Source organism: Pseudomonas siliginis (genome assembly GCF_024072275.1).
Lineage (GTDB): Bacteria > Pseudomonadota > Gammaproteobacteria > Pseudomonadales > Pseudomonadaceae > Aquipseudomonas > Aquipseudomonas siliginis.
Window position 1 is genome coordinate 31,978 of sequence record NZ_CP099598.1, and the last position, 21,935, is coordinate 53,912.

General features: G+C 60.9%; 19 protein-coding genes. 12 read left to right on the forward strand and 7 right to left on the reverse strand.

Annotated features, from left to right (window positions below; translation table 11 throughout):
- Positions 1–7: 7 nt before the first annotated feature.
- On the reverse strand, positions 8–673 hold the full coding sequence (locus NF676_RS00730) for an NAD(P)-dependent oxidoreductase (protein ID WP_041476500.1): 666 nt from the start codon (positions 671–673) through the stop codon (positions 8–10).
- Positions 674–754: 81 nt separating this feature from the next.
- Between NF676_RS00730 and NF676_RS00735 the strand changes: the two genes are divergently transcribed.
- The 10 genes from NF676_RS00735 (at position 755) to NF676_RS00780 (ending at position 12,113) form a co-directional block, all read left to right on the forward strand.
- A complete protein-coding gene (locus NF676_RS00735; RefSeq protein WP_252887067.1) occupies positions 755–1,081 on the forward strand; it encodes a DOPA 4,5-dioxygenase family protein in 327 nt (108 codons plus the stop codon).
- Positions 1,082–1,484: 403 nt separating this feature from the next.
- Positions 1,485–2,792: a CitMHS family transporter gene (locus NF676_RS00740; RefSeq protein WP_056791180.1), complete on the forward strand. Its 1,308-nt coding sequence runs from the start codon at positions 1,485–1,487 to the stop codon at positions 2,790–2,792.
- Between the two features lie 85 nt (positions 2,793–2,877).
- Entirely contained in the window at positions 2,878–3,645 is a 768-nt protein-coding gene (locus NF676_RS00745) for a TerC family protein (RefSeq protein ID WP_056791183.1), read from the forward strand.
- Positions 3,646–4,077: 432 nt separating this feature from the next.
- Complete coding sequence (locus NF676_RS00750; protein ID WP_252887068.1) at positions 4,078–5,736, forward strand: Na/Pi cotransporter family protein; 1,659 nt, start codon at positions 4,078–4,080, stop codon at positions 5,734–5,736.
- Positions 5,737–5,912: 176 nt separating this feature from the next.
- Complete coding sequence (locus NF676_RS00755) at positions 5,913–7,307, forward strand: M16 family metallopeptidase (protein ID WP_252887069.1); 1,395 nt, start codon at positions 5,913–5,915, stop codon at positions 7,305–7,307.
- A gap of 211 nt (positions 7,308–7,518) precedes the next feature.
- On the forward strand, positions 7,519–8,547 hold the full coding sequence (locus NF676_RS00760) for a DUF5924 family protein (protein ID WP_252887070.1): 1,029 nt from the start codon (positions 7,519–7,521) through the stop codon (positions 8,545–8,547).
- Positions 8,548–8,601: 54 nt separating this feature from the next.
- Positions 8,602–9,750 (forward strand): ABC transporter permease, encoded by a 1,149-nt coding sequence (locus NF676_RS00765; protein ID WP_076564805.1) that lies wholly within the window; start codon positions 8,602–8,604, stop codon positions 9,748–9,750.
- Positions 9,747–10,550: an ABC transporter ATP-binding protein gene (locus NF676_RS00770; protein ID WP_071173945.1), complete on the forward strand. Its 804-nt coding sequence runs from the start codon at positions 9,747–9,749 to the stop codon at positions 10,548–10,550. The genes NF676_RS00765 and NF676_RS00770 overlap by 4 nt, the downstream gene beginning before the upstream one ends.
- A 1-nt stretch (position 10,551) precedes the next feature.
- Positions 10,552–11,490 (forward strand): MlaD family protein, encoded by a 939-nt coding sequence (locus tag NF676_RS00775; protein WP_016772359.1) that lies wholly within the window; start codon positions 10,552–10,554, stop codon positions 11,488–11,490.
- Positions 11,487–12,113, forward strand: a complete 627-nt coding sequence (locus NF676_RS00780; RefSeq protein ID WP_252887071.1) for an ABC-type transport auxiliary lipoprotein family protein — start codon at positions 11,487–11,489, stop codon at positions 12,111–12,113. Before NF676_RS00775 ends, NF676_RS00780 begins: the two co-directional genes overlap by 4 nt.
- A 115-nt stretch (positions 12,114–12,228) precedes the next feature.
- Here NF676_RS00780 and NF676_RS00785 read toward each other — a convergent pair whose 3' ends face one another.
- From NF676_RS00785 to NF676_RS00805, 5 genes are all read right to left on the reverse strand, one after another.
- Positions 12,229–13,458 carry a nucleoside recognition domain-containing protein gene (locus NF676_RS00785; RefSeq protein ID WP_252887072.1) on the reverse strand — a complete coding sequence of 410 codons (1,230 nt, stop codon included), beginning with the start codon at positions 13,456–13,458 and terminating at the stop codon, positions 12,229–12,231.
- A 216-nt stretch (positions 13,459–13,674) separates the two neighbouring features.
- On the reverse strand, positions 13,675–15,006 hold the full coding sequence (gltP, locus tag NF676_RS00790) for a glutamate/aspartate:proton symporter GltP (protein WP_039757150.1): 1,332 nt from the start codon (positions 15,004–15,006) through the stop codon (positions 13,675–13,677).
- 716 nt (positions 15,007–15,722) lie between these two features.
- The gene (locus tag NF676_RS00795) at positions 15,723–16,187 is read right to left on the reverse strand and encodes an inhibitor of vertebrate lysozyme family protein (protein WP_016772356.1); all 465 of its coding nucleotides are present in this window, start codon (positions 16,185–16,187) and stop codon (positions 15,723–15,725) included.
- Positions 16,188–16,189: 2 nt separating this feature from the next.
- Positions 16,190–16,354, reverse strand: a complete 165-nt coding sequence (locus NF676_RS00800; protein ID WP_003177151.1) for a DUF1328 domain-containing protein — start codon at positions 16,352–16,354, stop codon at positions 16,190–16,192.
- 74 nt (positions 16,355–16,428) lie between these two features.
- The gene (locus NF676_RS00805; protein WP_024014979.1) at positions 16,429–16,713 is read right to left on the reverse strand and encodes a hypothetical protein; all 285 of its coding nucleotides are present in this window, start codon (positions 16,711–16,713) and stop codon (positions 16,429–16,431) included.
- Positions 16,714–17,141: 428 nt separating this feature from the next.
- On the opposite strand from NF676_RS00805, the gene algB reads away from it, so the two are divergent.
- Both algB and NF676_RS00815 read left to right on the forward strand, forming a co-directional pair.
- Positions 17,142–18,488: a sigma-54-dependent response regulator transcription factor AlgB gene (algB, locus tag NF676_RS00810; RefSeq protein ID WP_024014980.1), complete on the forward strand. Its 1,347-nt coding sequence runs from the start codon at positions 17,142–17,144 to the stop codon at positions 18,486–18,488.
- 10 nt (positions 18,489–18,498) lie between these two features.
- Positions 18,499–20,289, forward strand: a complete 1,791-nt coding sequence (locus tag NF676_RS00815; RefSeq protein WP_095182300.1) for an ATP-binding protein — start codon at positions 18,499–18,501, stop codon at positions 20,287–20,289.
- Here the strand turns inward: NF676_RS00815 and NF676_RS00820 are convergent.
- Positions 20,286–21,899 carry an EAL domain-containing protein gene (locus tag NF676_RS00820; RefSeq protein ID WP_095182299.1) on the reverse strand — a complete coding sequence of 538 codons (1,614 nt, stop codon included), beginning with the start codon at positions 21,897–21,899 and terminating at the stop codon, positions 20,286–20,288. The two genes, NF676_RS00815 and NF676_RS00820, sit on opposite strands and share 4 nt — an antisense overlap.
- Positions 21,900–21,935: the final 36 nt, after the last annotated feature.

Here is a 21,935-nt window from a genome sequence, read left to right on the forward strand (position 1 = left end):
CGATCTTTTACGAATCAGAAGCCGCCACAAAATTCACATGCTGCCCCACATGCAGGTTCAACCGCAGTTCATCGGCAATCCCCACCGCGACACGGTTCAAGCGTTCCAGCGGTTCGGCCAATCCCGGTTCGAGATTGCCGCCGACCTGACTGAAGTGCTCGATGGTCAATCCGGCCACTCCATGGGGCGCATTGACCAAGGTCCAGCGCAGTGAGCTGCTTTGTACCGCCTCGAGGATTTCTTCGGCAGCGTGACGTTGCAGGCGCTCGTCATTGTCAGGCTCGTCGAGCACACCGAAGTTGCCGACCAGAAACAGGCGCGGCACGCTGGCCAGTTGCAAACCTTCGACCAAGGCGTCGACTGCCAGCACCTGCTCCACCGGGCCGAGCGTCACCGAGCGCTCAACGTGGTCGCTGCTGAACGGCAGCCCCGGCGCGTCCAGCAGGCAGATCACCGCCGAACTGCCGGCGACGCTCTGATTGACCCGCTCGGCATCGAATAGATCGCCGGTCTTGGTGCGCAACCCCGGACGCGGCGCGAGTGCGGTGAGATCGTCGAGAATGGCGATGACTTCGTGTTGGCGACGCAGCAATTCAGCCATCAATGCACCGCCCAGGCTGGCCATGGCACCATAAAGCACCACTTTGACCACTGGGGTCTCGGCATTTTTCATGGCTGTTTTCCTTATTGTTGTCCTATATGACCTGTGACGGTGTAAACAGCCAAGGGTTCGAACCGATTGAGAGGCGACACGATGCAAGGGATCAAGGGTTATCACGCCCATGTCTATTTCGACGCACAAGGCATCGACCAGGCGCGGGCCTTGTGCGAGCAGGCCGCGCAGTTGTTTGCGCTGAAAATGGGCCGCGTGCACGAACGCCCGGTGGGGCCGCACCCCGACTGGAGCTGCCAACTGGCTTTCGGTCCCGAGCTGATCGGCGAGGTGCTGCCGTGGCTGGCGCTTAACCGCAAGGGGTTGGTGGTGTTCCTGCATCCGGACACTGGCAACGACCTGCTCGACCACACCGAACACGCGATCTGGATGGGCGCGGTGCGGCCGCTGGACCTGTCGATTTTTTAACCAGATGCTGACGCTGAACTGATAACGAATATGTCCAGACTGCCAGCCAGCGTTGTCTGTCCGTTCCCTCGCATCGCTTCTTGGCCCGTATTCATTGGCTGTCGCTGCATCCGACCGCCGGTTGACCATTCATTCATCGCTTTCGGTCGCGAAAGGTAGCTGAAAGCTTCCCCGATTAGGATCGCCCCACTCCCGGCAACAGACCGGTTGGCCCAAGCCCTGTGTTTTTTCCACAGGCCCGGCCCAATTAACAACAACAATGGTGATTCTGATGTCTTCTGCAACCCGCCGTTTCTCCCGCTTCCTGCTGGTCACTCCGCCCGTACGCCTCGCGCCTCCCGTTCTGCGCTGATCCCGCCCGATCCGCTCATTCAACTAGCCGCGCTACGCCTGGAGTATTCCCATGCTGACTTTCCTTGGCTTCGCCATGGTCATCACGTTCATGTTCCTGATCATGACCAAGCGCCTGTCCGCGCTGATCGCCCTGATCATCATCCCGATCCTGTTCGCCCTGTTCGGTGGTTTCGCGCCGAAGATCGGCCCGATGATGCTTGAAGGCATCACCAAACTGGCGCCGACCGGCGTGATGTTGATGTTCGCCATTCTGTATTTCGCCCTGATGATCGACTCCGGTCTGTTCGACCCGGCCGTGCGCAAGATCCTCAAACTGGTCAAGGGCGACCCGTTGAAAGTTTCGGTCGGTACCGCCGTTCTGGCGCTCGTCGTTTCCCTCGATGGTGACGGCGCGACCACTTACATGATCTGCGTGGCTGCGATGCTGCCGCTGTACAGCCGCATCGGCATGAGCCCGCGAATCATGGCCGGTCTGATCATCCTCGCCGGTGGCGTAATGAACATGACCCCGTGGGGCGGCCCGACCGCCCGCGCGGCGAGTGCCCTGCATGTGGATCCTTCGGACATTTTCGTACCGATGATCCCGGCCATGGCCGCCGGTGTCTTGGCGATCCTGGTGATTGCCTACTTCTACGGCAAGCGTGAACGTGCCCGCCTCGGCGAGCTGCACCTGGTTGGCGACGAGATCGATCACAGTGAAATCAGCGTCTCGCAATTCCCCGACGCACGCCGTCCGAAGCTGATCTGGTTCAATGCCGCACTGACTTTCGGCCTGATGTGCACGCTGATCGGCGGCCTGTTGCCGCTGCCGGTGCTGTTCATGGTGGCGTTCAGTATTGCGATGATCGTCAACTACCCATGCCTGCAAATGCAGAAGGATCGCGTCGCCGCGCATTCCGGCAGCGTGCTGGCAGTGGTCGGGCTGATCTTTGCGGCCGGTATCTTCACCGGTATCCTGTCGGGCACCGGCATGGTCGATGCGATGTCGAAGAGCCTGTTGGCGGTGATCCCGGAATTCCTCGGCCCGTACCTGGCGGTGATTACGGCGCTGGTGAGCATGCCCTTCACCTTCTTCATGTCCAACGATGCGTTCTATTACGGTGTATTGCCGGTGCTGACCGAAGCGGCCAGCCACTATGGGATCACTGCGGTGGAAATGGCCCGTGCCTCGATCGTCGGCCAGCCCGTCCACTTGCTGAGCCCGTTGGTGCCGTCGACCTATCTGTTGGTGGCGCTGGCCGGCATCGATTTCGGTGATCACCAGCGTTTCACCCTGAAATGGGCGATCCTGGTGTGCATCTGCATTCTGATTGCTGCACTGCTGTTGGGGACTTTCCCGCTGTTCAGCACTCTATAAGCCCAAGACTCACCGTTACGGGTCCCGGCTTCGCGGTTTGAAGCCCGGACCTTTTTCGGTTTAACACTCGCTCAAAGGAATACACATGGATTGGCTGACCAACCCCGAAATCTGGGTTGCCTTTTTTACCCTGACCGCCCTGGAAATCGTCCTCGGTATCGATAACATCATCATGATTTCGATCCTGGTCAGCCGCATGCCGAAACACATGCAGCAGCGCACACGGATCTTCGGTCTTGGCCTGGCCATGGTCACGCGGATCCTGTTACTGCTGTCGATTACCTGGGTCATGCGCCTCACTGCCGACCTGTTCGAAGTGTTCGGCCAGGGCATCTCCGGCCGCGACCTGATCCTGTTCTTCGGTGGCCTGTTCCTGTTGTGGAAGAGTTCGCAGGAGATGTACCACGCGCTGGAAGGTGAAGATGAAAGCGACGACGCGCCATCGGGCAAGGGCGGCAACTTCCTCTACACCATCATCCAGATCGCGATCATCGATATCGTCTTCTCGCTGGACTCGGTGATCACTGCCGTCGGCATGGTTTCCCACGTCCCGGTCATGGTCGCGGCGATCGTCGTGGCAGTGCTGGTGATGATGCTGGCGTCGGGCAAGATCAGCGAATTCATCGACAAGCACCCGTCGCTGAAAATGCTCGCGCTGTCGTTCCTGCTGGTGGTCGGTACCGTGCTGATCGCCGAATCGTTCGACGTGCACGTGCCAAAAGGCTACGTCTACTTCGCCATGGCGTTCTCGCTGGCGGTGGAAGCGATCAACATCAAACTGCGCGGCGCGATGGCCCGGAAAAAGAAACAGCAGGATCCGGTGAAACTGCGCAAGGATGTGCCGGGCCAGTAACCCGGTAGTCCCGGCAGCACGCTACACCCCTGTGGGAGCGGGCCTGCTCGCGAAGACGGAGTGCCAGTCGACAACAATGTTGGCTGGCCCACCGCTTTCGCGAGCAGGCTCGCTCCCACATTTGTTTGTGCAACATTCAGTCACTGCGGACCTTGTGGGAGCTGGCTTGCCAGCGATAGCGGAGTGTCAGGCGACATCAATGTTGGTTGTGCTGACGCCATCGCTGGCAAGCCAGCTCCCACAGGAGACGGCGTTGATTTAAAGGGAGTGTATGAAGCGCTTTTCATGACACTTTTGTTTCAATCCACGCTTTAGCTGTGCAATGCTGGCGCCGAGGCCGTTAGCCAACTACAGCTTAAGTATCAAGAACGTAGAAACCGCGCGGTGCCTTCCACTTGCCCCTCTGGGGCGCTGCTACTACAGGGGGTCTGCATGCTCACCCTGCTCAATCTGTTGTCCGCCGTCGCCCTGTTGATCTGGGGCACGCACATCGTCCGAACCGGCATCCTGCGGGTTTATGGCACCAATCTGCGACATGTCATCGGCCAGAACATGTCGAAGAGATGGCTGGCGTTCATCGCCGGTATTCTCGTCACCGCCATGGTGCAGAGCAGCAACGCCACGGCGATGCTGGTCACTTCGTTTGTCGGTCAGGGTTTGATGGCGCTGACCCCGGCGCTGGCGACCATGCTGGGCGCCGATGTCGGTACCGCGTTGATGGCGCGGGTGCTGACCCTCGATCTGTCGTGGCTATCGCCGCTGCTGATTTTCCTCGGGGTGATTTTCTTTCTGTCGCGCAAACAGACGCGGCTCGGGCAAATGGGCCGGGTGTCGATCGGGCTGGGGCTGATCATTCTCGCCCTGCAATTGATCGTCGAGGCCGCTGCGCCGATCACCCATGCGCAGGGGGTGAAGGTGATTTTCGCCTCGCTGACCGGCGACATCCTCCTCGATGCCCTGGTCGGCGCACTGTTTGCGATGATTTCCTACTCCAGCCTCGCCGCCGTGCTGCTCACCGCCACGCTGGCCGGGGCTGCGGTGATCAGTTTGCCGGTGGCGATCGGTCTGGTGATCGGCGCCAACATCGGCAGCGGCATTCTCGCCTTCATGAGCACCAGCATGCAGAACGCCGCCGGCCGCCAGGTCGCGCTGGGCAGTCTGCTGTACAAATTGATCGGCCTGCTGCTGATCATCCCGGTGCTAGATCCGCTGGTGCACTGGATCGACAGCCTTGATTTCAGCCCGCAGGAAATGGTCATCGGCTTCCACCTGCTCTACAACACCGCGCGCTGCCTGATCCTGCTGCCGAGCGTCGGGCCGATGGCGCGGCTTTGTGCGTGGCTGCTGCCGGAGCGGCCGGAGGTCAACGGCGCCGCCAAGCCGCGCCATCTCGACCCGACCGCGCTGGTCACACCGAGCCTGGCGCTGGCCAATGCCGCGCGGGAAACCCTGCGCATGGGCGATCTGCTCGACAACATGCTCGACGCCTCCCTCGATGTGTTGCGCGGCAAGCAGACCGCCGTCACCCAGGAGATGCGCCGCCTGACCGATGACGTCGAGGCGCTGTACAGCGCGATCAAGCTGTATCTGGCGCAGATGCCCCGCGAGGATCTCGGCGAGCACGACAGTCGGCGCTGGGCCGAGATCATCGAACTGGCGATCAACCTGAAACTCGCCGCCGACCTGATCGAGCGCATGCTGCGCAAGATCCAGCAGCAGAAGACCTCGCAGCGCCGTTCGTTTTCCGAAGAAGGCCTGGAAGATCTTGCCGGGCTGCAACAGCAACTGATCGCCAACCTGCGCCTGGGCCTGTCGGTGTTTCTCAGCGGCGACCGCGAAAGCGCGCGGCAGTTGTTACGGGAGAAACGCCGCTTTCGTGCGCAGGAACGGCGTCTGGCCCATGCGCATGTCAGCCGTTTGCAACGCAAGATCGTTCAGAGCCTGGAGACCAGCTCGCTGCATCTGGAGTTGATCGCCGACATGAAACGGCTCAATTCTTTGTTCTGCAGCAGCGCCTATGTGGTGCTGGAAACGGCGGACACCGGCGCGCTGGCGGTGGATGACATGGCCGACATTACGCATTCGCCTTGAACGTCTGGGGCTGGGGCCAGTCAGTTACAGTGGTTCAGCCTTGAGACCGTCATCGCTGGCAAGCCAGCTCCCACAGGGTTTTGTAAGCGCCGCAGATCCTTGTGGGAGCTGGCTTGCCAGCGATGGGGCCCTGACTGACGACACGGATCTCCAAATCAGCCGTATGGAAGCCTGTTATGCGTTGCCTGTTGTTTGCCTGTCTGTTGCTCGGTTCCCTGCCCGCTTTTGCCCTGGATCGGTTTCAGGTCGAAGGCTATGCGCTGCCCAATGGTTTACAGCTGATGCTCAAACCCGGCACCGAGCGTGGGCATGTGGCGATCCGGCTGGTGGTCGGCGTCGGCCTCGATGACTTCGACTGCGACGAAAAAGAGCTGCCGCATTTGCTCGAACACTTGCTGTTCAGCGGTATCGACGCCACTGGCGAAGGCGGCCTGGAAGAACGCATGCAGGCGCTGGGCGGGGACTGGAATGCGTTCACCAGCAATGCCGACACCACGTTCGTCATCGAAGCCCCGGCGAAAAACCAGCGCAAGGTGCTCGACCTGCTGCTCGCGCTGCTGACCCAGACACGCATCGACGACAACGCAATCAACGCGGCGAAACGGGTGGTCGAGCGTGAGGACGGCGGGCACTACACCAGGCTGCAACGTTTCCTCGACCGTCAGGACCTCGGTCATACCGCGAGCAATCAACTGGCTGTCGAGCTGGGACTGAAATGCCCGCAGCGTGCCGAAGTCGGCCATCTGACCCAGGAGCAACTGGAGAGGGTGCGCAAGGCCTGGTACGCGCCGAACAATATGACCCTGATCGTCGTCGGCGAACTCGACAAACTGCTGCCGGCCTATCTGGAGCGTACCTGGGGTGAGCTGGAGCCGGTCGAGCCGAGCGAGCATCGGGCGCTGCCGGACATCCGCACCAGCGCCGCCCATGAACGCACCCTCACCCGTGGCTTTATCGGCGACAGCGCCAAGCTGCACTGGCTGGTGCCGGAACCGGTGCTCGACGATCAGTACGATCAGACGTTCGACATTCTCAAGGATTACCTCGACTGGGCGTTGTACCGGCAGATTCGTCTCAACCATGGCTTGTCGTACGGACCGTGGGCCGAGCGCGAAGTGTTCGGCGGTGTCGGCTTCATGAGCCTCAACGCTGACCTGGATCGCGATGACGTCGACGAAGCCATCCAGGTGCTTGAAGACCTCAAGGCCGACCTGCTGCAAAACGGTCTCGACCCGAGCACCTTCGCCCGCATCAAGCAAGCCGCCATCGCCCACCAGGCCTGGGCCGTGCAGGGCAACAGCGCACTGGCGGACTATTACTGGAGCGCGCTGGCCGACTATCAGGATGGTCGCTTTGCCAATCCCGCGCGGGAGTTGCAGGGGGTGACGCTGGAAGCGGCGAACAAGGCGATGCGCGAGCTGTTGCTGCAGCCGGGGTATATCCGGATCGAGAAGCCGTTGATCAGTGATGATCAAGTGTTGTGGCTGGCTGCAGGTGGGGTGGGGCTGGTGCTGCTGATGTTGATCGGCTGGCGTGTGTATCGTCGCCAAAAAATTGCTGGAAGCCATTAATCCTGTGGTGAGTGAGCACTTGTGGCGAGGGGATTTATCCCCGATGGGCTGCGCAGCAGCCCCGATAAGGGCAGCTCGGTATATCCAGACAGAATTCGCTCGCAGGATCTACGACGGCTGCGCCGCCGATCGGGGATAAATCCCCTCGCCACAGGGGTCATGCGGCGTTAACCTTTCCGGGATTTTCCCCATATCGTCGTGAACCGCCAAAATGCCAAAACTGACCCTCCTTATCCAGCGCCTTCTCGAGCTGATGAAGCGCTACCCCGGGTTGATCGCGGCGGGTGGTTTCATTTCCGGGGTCGGCAGTTTCATCCTCGTCGATCGCCAACAGGGCCTGGCCAGCTGGATCACGGTGATCATGCTGCTCAGCTGGATCTGGCTGATGCTGGAAAACACCCTGACCGGGCTGTTCACACGGATCTTCAAACGCGAAATTCCCCAGCCGCTGCTGCGTTACGCGACGCAGATGATCCATCAGGAAAGCCTGTTTTTCGTTTTGCCATTCTTCTTCATCACCACTACGTGGAACAGCGGCCAGTTTGTCTTCACGGGGCTGCTCAGCGTTGCCGCACTGATCTCCATCGTCGATCCGCTGTACTACAAATGGCTGGCGCCACGGCGCTGGGCGTTTCTCGCGCTGCACACCCTGACCCTGTTCGCCGCACTGCTCACTGCGTTGCCGGTGATCATGCACCTGACCACCGCGCAGAGTTTCAAATGGGCGCTGGGAATTGCCGTGCTGCTGTCGTTCCCGAGCCTGGCGTCAATCTTCCCGATCCGCACAGTGCGCAATGCCCTGGCGATTCTGTTCATTACCTTCGGCATCGGCGGCGTCGGTTGGGCGCTGCGTTCGTGGGTGCCGCCGGCAACGCTGTGGATGACCGACGTAGCGATCAGCACGCAGTTGCAGGATCGCACCCCCGGCGCCAGCCTCGACACCGTCAGTGCCGAGCAGATCCGCAGCGGCGGGCTCTACGCCTACACTGCGATCAACGCGCCGCGCGGTCTCGACGAGCGGATTTATCACGTGTGGACCTACAACGGCAAAGAGGTCGACCGCATCGCCCTCGACATCCATGGCGGGCGCAAGGAAGGCTACCGGGCGTGGACGCACAAACAGAATTTCCCCGGCAACCCGGCGGGCAAGTGGCAGGTGCGGGTGCTGACCGAGGATGGCCAGTTGATCGGCGTGCTGCGTTTCGCAATTACCGACAGCACACCGGCCAAAGAAAAGTAATCCGGTTCGTGCTATTACGTAGGATCTCGTAACGGCCGTACAAGCACGGAGCTTATGACCAGCAGCCCAACCCCCGGCAGTGCCCACCTGGACACCGCGCTCAGCCCTGCCCGTCTGCGGGTCAGCGGCGACTGGACGCTCGCCCACTACACCGCGCTCAAGCATCTGAGCGAAAAGCTCCGCGGCCAGTACGACGCCAACACTTCCATCGATCTGAACGGCCTCGGAGCCCTCGACACCGCTGGCGCGTCATTGCTGGTCGAGCTGCTCGGTTCCGAGCGCTTGGGCAAAACCGCCGAACACCCCGATTGCACCCTTTCAACTGCCGACCGCGCCTTGCTGCAAACCGTGTACTGCTCGCTGAGTGATTTCTGCGTGCCGATCAAGGAGCCGGAAGTCAGCGTCAGCGTGCAACTGCTGACGCGCATCGGCCGCGCGGTGGACAAGGTCTGGACCGACACGCTGCAACTGCTCGGCTTCGTCGGCCTGATTCTCGAAGTCATCGCCCGTGGTCTGTTGCGGCCCAAGCGCTGGCGGATCACGCCGATGATCGCGCACATCGAGCAGACCGGCCTCGACGCTGCGCCGATCGTGGCCTTGCTGACGTTTCTGGTCGGTGCGGTGGTGGCGTTTCTTGGCGCCACGGTACTGGCCAGTTTCGGCGCGACGATTTTCACCGTGGACCTGGTCGGCTTCTCGTTCCTGCGCGAATTCGGCGTGTTGCTCACGGCGATCCTGATGGCCGGGCGCACCGCCAGTGCATTCACCGCGCAGATCGGCTCGATGAAGGCCAACGAAGAAATCGACGCGATCCGCACCCTTGGCCTCGACCCGATCGAATTGCTGGTGGTGCCGCGTGTGCTAGCGCTGCTGGTGGCGCTGCCGATGCTGACGTTTCTGGCGATGCTCTCGGGGATCGTCGGCGGCGGTGTGGTCTGTGCGGTGTCGCTGGATATTTCGCCGGCAATGTTCCTTTCGCTACTGCAATCGGACATCGGCATTCAGCATTTTCTGGTCGGGCTGGTGAAGGCGCCGATCTTCGCCTTCCTGATCGCGGCAATTGGTTGCCTGGAAGGTTTCAAGGTCAGCGGCAGCGCCGAATCGGTCGGCGCGCACACCACCTCCAGCGTGGTCCAGTCGATTTTCGTGGTGATCGTGCTTGATGCGGTGGCCGCGCTGTTTTTCATGGAGATGGGCTGGTGAGTCGTCTACCCCGCGCGCCCTCGGAGGCGGTGATCGAAGTCCGTGGCCTGTGCAATCGCTTCGGCCCGCAGAGCGTGCACGAGAACCTTGATCTGGACGTGTACAAGGGCGAGATCCTCGCCGTGGTTGGCGGCTCCGGTACCGGCAAATCGGTGCTGCTGCGCAGCATCGTCGGGCTGAATCGGCCCAGCGAGGGCATGGTCAAGGTCTTCGGCCAGAACCTGCCGAATCTGCCCGAGCATGAGCGCTCGCTGATCGAAAGGCGCTTTGGTGTGCTGTTCCAGAAGGGCGCGCTGTTCTCGTCGCTGACCGTGACCGAGAACGTCGCCCTGCCCCTGATCGAACACGCCGGCCTCAGCCGTCACGACGCCGAGCATCTGGCGGCGGTGAAACTGGCGCTGGCCGGGCTGCCGTTGTCGGCGGCGGACAAATACCCTGCGTCGCTGTCTGGCGGCATGATCAAGCGCGCGGCGCTGGCGCGGGCTTTGGCGCTGGATCCGGACATTCTGTTTCTCGATGAGCCCACCGCCGGACTCGATCCGATTGGCGCGGCGCAGTTCGATCAATTGATCCTGACCCTGCGCGATGCGTTGGGGCTGAGCGTGTTTCTGGTGACCCACGACCTCGACACGCTGTACACCATCACCGATCGCGTGGCGGTGCTGGCGCAGAAGAAAGTGCTGGTTGCCGGCCCTATCGACGTCGTCTCGGAAACCGCCGACGCGTGGATTCACGAATACTTCCACGGCCCGCGCGGCCGCTCGGCGCTGGACGCCGCCAAACTGCTCAACGAGGTCTGATATGGAAACCCGAGCCCATCATGTGTTGATCGGCCTGTTCACGGTGATCGTCGTGGCCGGCGCCCTGCTCTTCGGCCTGTTTCTGGCCAAATCCAGCGTCGACACCGAATTCAAGGATTACGAAGTGGTGTTCAACGAGGCGGTCAGCGGTCTGTCCAAGGGCAGCTCGGTGCAGTACAGCGGCATCAAGGTCGGAGACGTGGTCAGCCTGCGCCTTGATCCGCAGGACCCGCGCCGGGTGCTGGCGCGGATTCGTCTGGCGGGCGACACGCCGGTCAAGGAAGACACCCAGGCCAAGCTGGCACTGACCGGCATTACTGGCACGTCGATCATCCAGCTCAGCGGCGGCACACCCGAGAGCCCGAAATTGCGCGGGCATGACGGCAAATTGCCAACTCTGGTCGCCTCGCCCTCGCCTATCTCGCGTCTGCTCAACGACAGCAGCGACTTGATGACCGGCATCAGCGCCCTGCTGCAAAACGCCAACCACATGTTCTCCGCGGAAAACGTCGAGCGCGTGAGCAAGACCCTCGCCCATCTGGAACAGACCACCGGCACCATCAATGACCAGCGCGGCGACATCAAGCAAGCCATGCAGCAACTGGCAACGGTCGGCAAACAGGCCGGCAGCATGCTCGAGCAGACCTCACTGCTGATGCGCAACGCCAACGGCCTGCTCAACGATCAGGGCAAACAGGCCCTTGGCAGTGCCGAACAGGCGATGAAGTCGCTGGAGCAAAGCAGCGTGACCATCAACGGCTTGCTCAGCAAAAACCAGAATTCGCTGGATAACGGCATGCAGGGCCTCAACGGCCTGGCCCCGGCGATTCGCGAACTGCGCGAGACGCTGACCTCGCTGCGCGCGATTTCCCAGCGCCTTGAGGCCAACCCCAGCGGCTACCTGCTGGGCAGCGACAAGAACAAGGAATTCACCCCATGAAACTGACTCGAATCGCCCTGCTCGGCGCTGGCCTGACCCTGATCGGCGCGTGCTCGATCTTGCCCCAGTCGGAACCTTCGGATGTCTACCGCCTGCCCGCCGCGCAAGCGCCCGCCTCGGCCAGCCCGGCGGCGGCGCAGTCGTGGTCGTTGCGCTTGAATAAATTGCAGGCCAGCGAAGCACTGAACCGGCCGAGCATTGCCGTGATTCCGCAGGGCGATGTGATCAGCTCCTACAAGGGCTCGCGCTGGAGCGATCCGGCGCCGGTACTGCTGCGCAATCGTCTGCTCGATGGATTCCAGCGTGATGGTCGAGTGACGCTGCTGAGCACCGACGACAGCAACTTTCAGGCGGATCTGGAGCTGGGCGGTAGCTTGCAGGCGTTTCAGACGGAATATCAGGGCACCCAGGCCGGCGTTGTGGTGCGGGTTGATGCGTTGCTGGTGCGTGGTTACGACCAGCGCATCCTCGCCAGCCGCCGTTTTGAAGAGCGCCAGTCGTTGAATGATGTGCAGGTGCCAGCGGTGGTCGCCGGGTTTGGCCTGGCCAGTGATCGCCTGACGGCCAAGGTTGTGGCTTGGGCCGTGGAGCAAGGCCAGAAACTCGCCCCGCAACCGCGCTGACACACCACAACTCCTGTGGGAGCGAGCCTGCTCGCGAAAGCGGTGTATCAGTCACTTAAGCGTTGACTGACACTCCGTCTTCGCGAGCAGGCTCGCTCCCACATGGGAATTTTGCTCAACCAAAGAACCAGTAGCAGACCCCGATAGCGCCCACCACTCCGGCAAACTCGGCCAGCAACGCACACCCCACAGCGTGCCGCGCGCGCTGAATGCCCACCGCGCCGAAGTACACCGCCAGCACATAGAACGTGGTTTCGGTACTGCCCTGCACCGTCGCCGCGACCAGCGCCGGGAAGCTGTCGACGCCGGAGGTCTGCATGGTCTCGATGAGCATCGCCCGCGCGGCGCTGCCGGAAAACGGTTTGACCATCGCCGTCGGCAGCGCATCGACGAAGCGCGTGTCCCAGCCGGCCCACTCGACCAGATGACGAATACCGTCCAGGCCGAAATCCAGCGCACCAGAGGCGCGCAACACGCCAACCGCACAGAGCATCGCCACCAGATACGGCAAGAGGTTCTTCGCCACATCGAAGCCCTCTTTCGCGCCTTCGACGAACGCCTCGTACACCTTGACCTTGCGCAGCGCGCCGATCAGCAAAAAAAGCATGATCAAGCCGAACAGCGTGAGATTGCCGAGGATCGACGACAATCCCGCCAGTGCTGTCGCAGAAAGCGTACCAAGCAGGGCCATGAAGCCGCCGAGGATCAGCGCGCCGGGCAGCAGATAGGCGAGCACCACCGGGTCCCAGATGCGTAGGCGTTGCATGACGGCAACGGAGAGGAAGCCGACGATGGTCGAGCAACTGGTCGCCAGCAGAATCGGCAGGAACACCAGCGTCGGATCCGGCGCGCCTTGCTGGGCGCGGTACATGAAGATGGTCACGGGCAGCAGGGTCAGCGACGAGGCGTTGAGCACCAGAAACAGGATCTGCGCGTTGCTGGCGATGGTGGCGCTGGGGTTCAGCTCCTGCAGCGCTTTCATGGCCTTGAGGCCGATCGGCGTGGCGGCGTTGTCCAGGCCCAGACCGTTGGCGGCGAAGTTCAGCGTGATCAGGCCAAGGGCAGGGTGGCCGGCCGGGACTTCCGGCATCAGCCGCAGAAACAGCGGACCGAGCACCTTGGCCAGCCACTCGACGATCCCGGCCTTTTCGGCGATGCGCAGAAAGCCCAGCCACAGGGTGAGGGTGCCGAACAGCAGCACCATGACTTCGACCGACAGCTTGGCCATGGCGAAAATGCTTTCCACCATCGCCGCAAAGATCCCGGCGTTGCCGCCGATCAGCCACTGCGCCAGCGCCGACACGGCTGCCACGATGAAGAAGCCAAGCCACAGGCCATTAAGCATCAGTCAAATCCCCCGAAGAATGCGGCGAATGATAGCGGGGTCACCAGAAACGACAAACCCCGGATTTCTCCAGGGTTCGTATGGATCTGCCGCCCCCCGATTTACTGGGTGGCCTCAATCTACTGTAGGAGCTGCCGAAGGCTGCGATCTTTTGATTTTGTTTTTTAAAAGCAAGATCAAAAGATCGCAGCCTGCGGCAGCTCCTACAGGGGGGTGTCAGTTCTTGGAAATCTCGCCAGCCGGCAGTTTTTCCTTGCTGCGCCAGTGCGGCAGGGAATTCCAGTAACGCTCGCCCTTGGCGTCGTCGTACATGCCTTCCCAGCGCGCGATAACCAGCACTGCCAAGGCATTACCGATCACGTTCAGTGCAGTACGCGCCATGTCCATGATGCGATCGACACCAGCGATGAACGCCAGGCCTTCGAGCGGGATGCCAACGCTGCCCAGAGTGGCCAGCAGCACCACGAAGGACACGCCCGGTACGCCGGCGATGCCTTTGGAGGTGACCATCAGCGTCAACACCAGCAGCAGTTGCTGGCTGATCGACAGGTCAATGCCGTACAGCTGGGCAATGAAGATCGCCGCGATCGACTGGTACAGGGTCGAGCCGTCGAGGTTGAACGAGTAACCGGTCGGTACCACGAAGCTGCAGATGGCTTTCGGCGCGCCGTAGGCTTCCATCTTCTCGATGACACGTGGCAGCACGGTTTCCGAGGAAGCGGTGGAGTAGGCCAGCACCAGCTCATCCTTGAAGATGCGCATCAGCTTGAGCACCGAGAAGCCGAACAGCTTGGCGATCAGGCCCAGCACGACGAAGGCGAAGAAGGCGATGGCGACGTAAACCAGAATCACCAGTTTTGCCAGCGGCAACAGCGAAGCGAAGCCGAAATTGGCGACGGTCACCGCGATCAGTGCGAATACGCCAATCGGAGCGTAGTTCATGATCATGTGGGTGACTTTGAACATGCTTTCCGAAACGCCCTGGAACATCTTTACCAGCGGCTCGCGCAGGTCCGACTGCAGGCTCGACAGGCCGAGACCGAACAGTACGGAGAAGAAGATGATCGGCAGCATTTCGCCGCGAGCCATGGCCGCGAAGATGTTCGACGGGATCAGGTTGAGGATGGTTTCGATGAACGCATGTTCATGCTGCACTTCGGCGGCGGTCGCCTGGTACTTGGAGATATCCACCGTGCCCAGGGTGCTCATGTCGATGCCGGTGCCCGGATGGAACACGTTGGCCAGCACCAGGCCGACGACGATGGCGATGGTGGTGACGATCTCGAAATAGATGATCGTCTTCAGGCCGATACGCCCGAGCTTCTTGGCGTCGCCCACGCCGGCGATGCCGACGATCAGCGAGGAAATGACGATCGGGATCACGATCATCTTGATCAGACGGATAAAGATATCGCCTGCCGGTTGCAGGACGTTGCTGATCCACCAGGCCTTCTCGGCGCTGAAGTGATTGAGCAACGCACCCAGTGCAATCCCCAGAACCAGACCGATGAGGATCTGCCAGGCGAGGCTGATTTTTGCCTTCTTCATTATCTTTACCCTTACTTGCGTTTGACTCAGGCACATGCAGGAACTGGAACGCTCATCAGCGGAAAAGTCTGTGCATCTGCCTCCGTATAAGGTGCCCCGAAGCGCGTGTTTACGGCTCTTCGGCAGGCGAAAAAAGGCGCAACTATTCCGATGCAAGGTGGCGCCGTCTAATGCCGTAAACGCCTACCCTATGCCGAATCGGCATGAGCTTTTTCAATTGAAACTGGCGTCCCAAGCGGTTCGATTGTGACATTTCAGCCGGCATAAGTGCCGTGAACCGGCCATTACAGCTTAGGGCGGTCAAATTTTGTACAGCGGGAATTGGCGGAAATTTCCGGAAAAACTCCAAATCGAAAGACTAGGAGTCACACGAATCGAGCGCGATCTTTGTCGATATACGGTCGTCAGGAAACACCGCGAAATGTTTTTCCGCACAGTGTCGACGATTCAAAGAAGGGGATTGGCGCGCTGGATCAATGGTTTAGCTGATTCAAAGCCCAGCGCAGATTCGTCAGACCATCGGGTCGACGAACCTGCGGCGCAGCTTTTACCCTGACCCGGCCCTCGCGCAGGTACTCCCTGTACCCGTAGGTCACTCCGACTCTGCATCAGTCAGAACGTCCCGGCCCCCTGGTCATGCACCGACCCTCATCGGGCGGCGCAGTGGAAAGCAGCGGGGCGCTGCTTTCGTGTTCGAAACCTTTGCGCGTCCTGCGTCAGTACCACTTCGGATCTTTCTTCAGGGTTTCCATCAGCAGATCCTGCATGCCCTGATCAGGTTTGCCGAAGAAGCGATAAGTCGCGTGTCGCGTCGGCGACTTGTCTTGCGGCAGACCTTCCGGCACATCGACCAGCATGGCGTAGGCGTCATCCTTGTCGAAGCTGAAGGCCACGATCAACCGGTGATTCAGGCACTTGTCCTGACTCTCGCAGAGCGGGCCGACCAGATACTGATCACCATCTTCCGTAACGGCGTGCATCTGTTGTTCGGAGGTGCCGGACAGGTTGATCACCCATTCCGGTACGCGCTCTTCCTTTTTGATCACGCCTTCCCAGGTTTCACGGTACTGCGCGTCGGAGGCGAGCAGTTCGTTGACCCGAGTCTGGCCATCATTGGCCGCCATGGCCATGGCACTGCCGCCCAGAAGCAGGGCGGCGGCCAATGTCTTGAGACCGATCATCGTTAACCTCGGCCGCGACGGCCAAAGAAGAAGGAAGCGATGAACATCACCAGGAACACGACAAAGAGAATCTTGGCGATACCCGTGGCGGTGCCCGCGATACCACCGAAGCCCAGAACGGCGGCGATGATGGCAATGATCAAGAATGTAATTGCCCAGCTCAACATGGTGATTCTCCTTACTTCTCTATTTAGGGGTGTTTCCGATTTCCGGCGCTACGCGCCCGAATGTATTCACTGACTTAGAAAACCCAGCGCTCTTCCCGTGGCAATTGATCCAGCGGTTGCGCCTGGTCGACATCGATCATGTGCATCGAAGCGTTTTCAGCCTGGCTGCTGCTCACGGCACTGAAGTGCGTCTGAGTGCTGTGCTGCATCGAAATCAATGGCTCGGGTTTACGGCTGTTTTCCCAGCTCATGTACTGCTGGCAGACGATCAGGGTGATCAGCAACGCCAGTACACCGAACAGACCTTGCTGGATCTGCAGTGGCGAAATACGTACTTGGGCGGCGATTGGGCGAGTCATCCTGTGTTCCTCACGCTTGTTCTGTTAGGGCAGTGCTGTTCTGCCCGGGCTGAGTGAGGTATTGCAGCCTGCATGCCAGTTTTTTGATGTCAGAAATTATCAATAAAAACAATAAGTTACGTGCTCTTCGGAAATTTCCTGCGACGCATCCTGCACGATGGCTCTTCTGCGGTCGTGCGCAATGCACGATTATTTCGTGGGAAATTTCGATGATATGGAATTGCTACCGGTACGCAGATGTCAGAAGAGGACGCAGGATCTGCCCTGCAAAACGCCGAATGTTTTAAAACTCAACGAAATCAATGAATTGGCCGTTATGGCAGTAGAGAGCTACCCTCCTATGGCTGGTATCGTTCAGAATCAACCATGCAACTTGCCCGATTTTTCCGGGACTAACCCAAGACTAATCACTATGGAGCGTAGGAAAAATGGAATCTGCCACTGAGCAACAAGGCCGCATTCTGCTGGTGGACGATGAATCCGCCATCCTGCGTACGTTTCGTTATTGCCTCGAAGACGAAGGCTATACGGTAGCCACCGCCAATAGCGCGGCCCAAGCCGATGCTTTGCTGCAACGTCAGGTCTTCGACCTGTGCTTCCTCGATTTGCGTCTGGGCGAGGACAACGGTCTCGACGTCCTCGCGCAGATGCGCATTCAGGCGCCGTGGATGCGCGTAGTGATCGTCACCGCCCATTCGGCGGTCGACACTGCGGTTGATGCCATCCAGGCTGGCGCCGCCGATTATCTGGTCAAGCCATGCAGCCCTGATCAACTGCGCTTGGCCACCGCCAAGCAGCTGGAAGTACGCCAGCTCTCTGCGCGCCTTGAAGCGCTGGAAGGCGAGATCCGCAAACCGAAAGACGGCCTCGATTCCCATAGCCCGGCGATGAAAGTCGTGCTGGAAACGGCCCGTCAGGTCGCAAGCACCGACGCCAACATTCTTATCCTTGGCGAGTCCGGCACGGGTAAAGGTGAACTGGCCCGTGCGATCCACGGCTGGAGCAAGCGCGAGAAGAAGTCCTGCGTCACCATCAACTGCCCGTCGCTGACTGCCGAGTTGATGGAAAGCGAGCTGTTCGGCCATAGTCGTGGCGCGTTTACCGGTGCCAGTGAAAGCACCTTGGGGCGTGTTAATCAGGCTGATGGCGGCACGCTGTTTCTCGACGAGATCGGCGACTTTCCTCTGACTCTGCAACCCAAGTTGCTGCGCTTCATTCAGGACAAGGAGTACGAGCGGGTCGGCGACCCGGTCACTCGCCGCGCCGATGTGCGCATCCTCGCCGCCACCAACCTCAATCTCGAAGACATGGTCCGCGACGGCCGCTTCCGCGAAGATCTGCTCTATCGCCTCAACGTCATCACCCTGCATCTGCCGCCATTGCGCGAGCGCGCCGAAGACATCCTGACCCTTGCCGATCGCTTCCTCGCACGCTTCGTCAAAGAGTACGCACGCCCAGCGCGCGGCTTTAGCGATGAGGCGCGCGAAGCGCTGCTCGGTTATCGCTGGCCGGGCAACATTCGCGAACTGCGCAACGTGGTCGAGCGGGCCAGCATCATCTGCCCGCAGGAACGCGTTGAAATCAGCCACCTGGGCATGGCCGAACAACCGGCCAACAACGCGCCACGGGTCGGCGCGGCACTGAGCCTGGACGAGCTGGAGAAAGCGCACATCGGCGCGGTTCTGGCCACCGCCGGCACCCTGGATCAAGCGGCGAAAACCCTCGGCATCGACGCCTCGACCCTGTATCGCAAACGCAAGCAGTACAACCTGTGAGCACTGCGCGATGAAACTGGCGATCAAGCTGCGCACGCGCCTGTTCCTGAGCATTTCTGCGTTGATCACCGTGGCCTTGCTCGGGCTCTTGCTCGGGCTGGTCAGCGTGATGCAGATGGCCGGGTCGCAGGAAGCGCTGGTGCGCAGCAACTTTGTCACCCTGGATCTGGGGCTCAAGCTGCGCCAGACCCTCGGTGATCAATTGATCATCATGCTCGCCGAAAAACCCGACCCCGTCGCGTTCGAAGCGTCCAAGCAGCACTACTTCGAGTTGCTCGACCAAGGCATCGCCCAACAGCAGGAGGGCGATGACCAGCCTTACGGTTTCCGCCAGGCCAAGGCCGATTACCTGAGCTTCCTCGCCTCATTCGACGTGACTGCCGAAGCGGCAAAGAACGCCAGCACCAGCGCGGATTTCCGCGAGCGCTTCAATATTCTGCGTAATGGGTTGATTGCTGAGCACAAGCACGCGCTGGACAGTATCAATGAGGTGCAGCACGCCGCTCGCGAACGTGCCCTGCTGATAGCCGGGCTGCTTGGCCTGGTCGGGCTGGCGGTGCTGATCATCGGTTTTGTCACGGCGCAGGGCATTGCTCGGCGCTTCGGCGCACCGATCGAAGCGCTGGCCAAGGCTGCCGACAACATCGGCCAGGGCAACTATGACGTGACTCTGCCGATTTCCACGGCCATGGAAGTCAACCTGCTGTCGCGGCGCTTCGGCCTGATGGCCGAGGCGTTGCGCGAACACCAGGCGATGAATGTCGACGAACTGTTGGCCGGCCAGCAGCGCTTGCAAGCGGTGCTCGATAGTATCGACGACGGTTTGTTGATGATTGACCGCCAGGGCCAGCTCGAACACCTCAACCCCGTTGCTCAGCGCCAGTTGGGCTGGGAAGACGATCGACTGGGCCAAGGCTTGGGCACCGCGCTCGGCCGCCCGGAACTGGATGCACAACTGCAATTGGTCCTGCGCGGCGGCACGCTGGAGCGGGCGCCGGAAGATCTGAGCATCGAAGTCGATGGCGAATCGCGCCTGCTGACTTACAGCCTGACGCCGGTCAGTCATACCCAAGGGCATATTCTCGGTGCGGTGATGGTGCTGCACGACGTCACCGAGCAACGCGCGTTCGAGCGCGTGCGCAGTGAGTTTGTCTTGCGCGCTTCCCATGAACTGCGCACGCCGGTCACAGGCATGCACATGGCCTTCGGACTGTTTCGCGAGAGGGCGAAATTCCCGGCTGAATCGCGCGAAGCTGACCTGCTGGATACGGTCAACGAAGAAATGCAGCGGCTGATGCAATTGATCAACGACTTGCTGAATTTCTCGCGCTACCAGAACGGTCTACAGAAACTCACCCTGGCGCCATGTTCCATTGAGGACCTGCTGGAGCAGGCGCAACTGCGCTTTGCCGACGTGGCTGCGGCCAAAGGTGTTGCGCTGAACGTCGAGATTCAAGGCCCGCTGCCGAGGTTGCAGGCTGATCAGGCGCAACTCGATCGCGTCCTCGACAACCTGATCGACAACGCCTTGCGCCATACCGCCCGCGACGGCCAGATCCGTCTGCAGGCGCGCCGCCATGGCGAGCGGGTGATCATCAGCGTCGAAGACAATGGCGAAGGCATTGCCTACGGCCAGCAGGGGCGGATTTTCGAGCCGTTCGTGCAGGTCGGGCGCAAGAAGGGCGGCGCCGGGCTCGGCCTGGCGCTGTGCAAGGAAATCGTCCAGTTGCACGGCGGGCGCATGGGCGTCTACTCGCGGCCTGGGCAGGGCACCCAGTTCTACATGGCGCTGGCCGTTTAAGCCTCGTCGTCCATACGCCGCCCGGCCAGGCGTCGACCTCGGGTGATCAGTTCGATGAATTGCACGGCGCTCAAGGCGTGGGCGAACAGCCAGCCCTGACCGAACTTGACCCCCTCACTGCTGAGCAGCGCTGCCTGGGATTCCAGCTCGATGCCTTCGGCAATCACTTTCAGATCCAGCGCCTGCGCCATGTGAATGATGTGCGGAGCGACGCCGCTGCTCGCCGCGTCATGGCCCAGCGCATCGATGAACGCCTTGTCGATCTTCAGGCAGTCCACCGGCAAGGTCTGCAGATAGGCAAGGCTGCAATAGCCGGTGCCGAAATCATCGATCAGCACCTGATGGCCAACGTCGCGCAAGGCTTGCAGGTTTTCCCGCGCCACCACTACATCGATCAGACCGCGTTCGGTCACTTCGAAGGCTATCTGCCGCGCGGCGACACGGTGCAGCGCCAGCAGCCGCGCCATGACCTGGCCGATGCGCGGCACCATGACATCGCAGGCCGCGAGGTTCACCGAGATATATAGCTGCGGATTGGCGCGCAGTAACTGGCCCAGTTGTTCGAGCAGACGCTGCAACACGAAGTCGGTCATCTGCCGGATCTGCCCGGTGTTCTCCGCCATCGGAATGAACAGGTCGGGGCTGGTCAGGGTGCCGTCCGGGCGCCGCCAGCGCAGCAGCGCTTCGGCGCCGACGCAGTGGCGGCTGTCGAGGTCGAAGATCGGCTGATACAGCACCTGCAACTCACCCCGGCGGATCGCACCGTGCAGCTCGGCATCCAGTGACTGGCGCTGACGCACCAGCAGCAAGGTCAGAAAGCCGACAACGGCGCCGGCGATCAGGCACACCGGCAACAGCCACCACCACACAGCCGGGACGTGCATGCCCGTGCGCGGCGTGATCAGCACCAATTGATATTCCGGGTTGTCGGTGGGCATGCGATAGATCAGCCGCGTTTGCGTGACTTGCAGCGCATCACGGCTCTTCGGTGGCCAGGGTTCGGTCGGTGGCCAGGTCTGTGCGGTGCCGAGCACCGGAATCGCGCGAGTGCCGTGATCGAGTACCACCAGCAGGCTGCTGCCGGGCGACAGATCAACCATGTCGGTCAAATGTCCGCGCGAGGTAGCGACACGGAAGTTACCGCGCCCGAGCATCAGTGCCGCGCGGTTTTCATCGGGTTCGGTGGTGGTGTTCAGCCAATAGCTGTAGGTCGGGCCCTGAATGTCCGGCGCGCGCACCAACGACAGACCTTCCTGGCGCGGACGGTTGGAGCAGAATCGCGAAGCGTCCATATATGCCGCTTCATAGACGAAGCGGTAGTTGAAGGTGACTTGCTGCAGGGTCGCGATCATTTCTTCGTCGCAGCCGCGCAAGGGCTGGGCTTCAAGGTCGTCGAGACTTTCGCGCAACTGGCCGAACAATTGTTCGAGGCGAGCGAGGAAACGCTCGCCCTGGGCGTTCATTTCCTGGCTCTCGCGCATTTCCATCTGGCGTATCGCCGCGAACATACCGCCGGCGATCAACAGACTGGCGCTGAGGACAGCCGCGATCATCGCCAAAAAAGCAGGGCGATAAAACCAGCTACGCAGCGTCTCTCGGGTCGCAGCCATCAAGGATTTTCCGAAGAATTACCATGAGTTATAGCT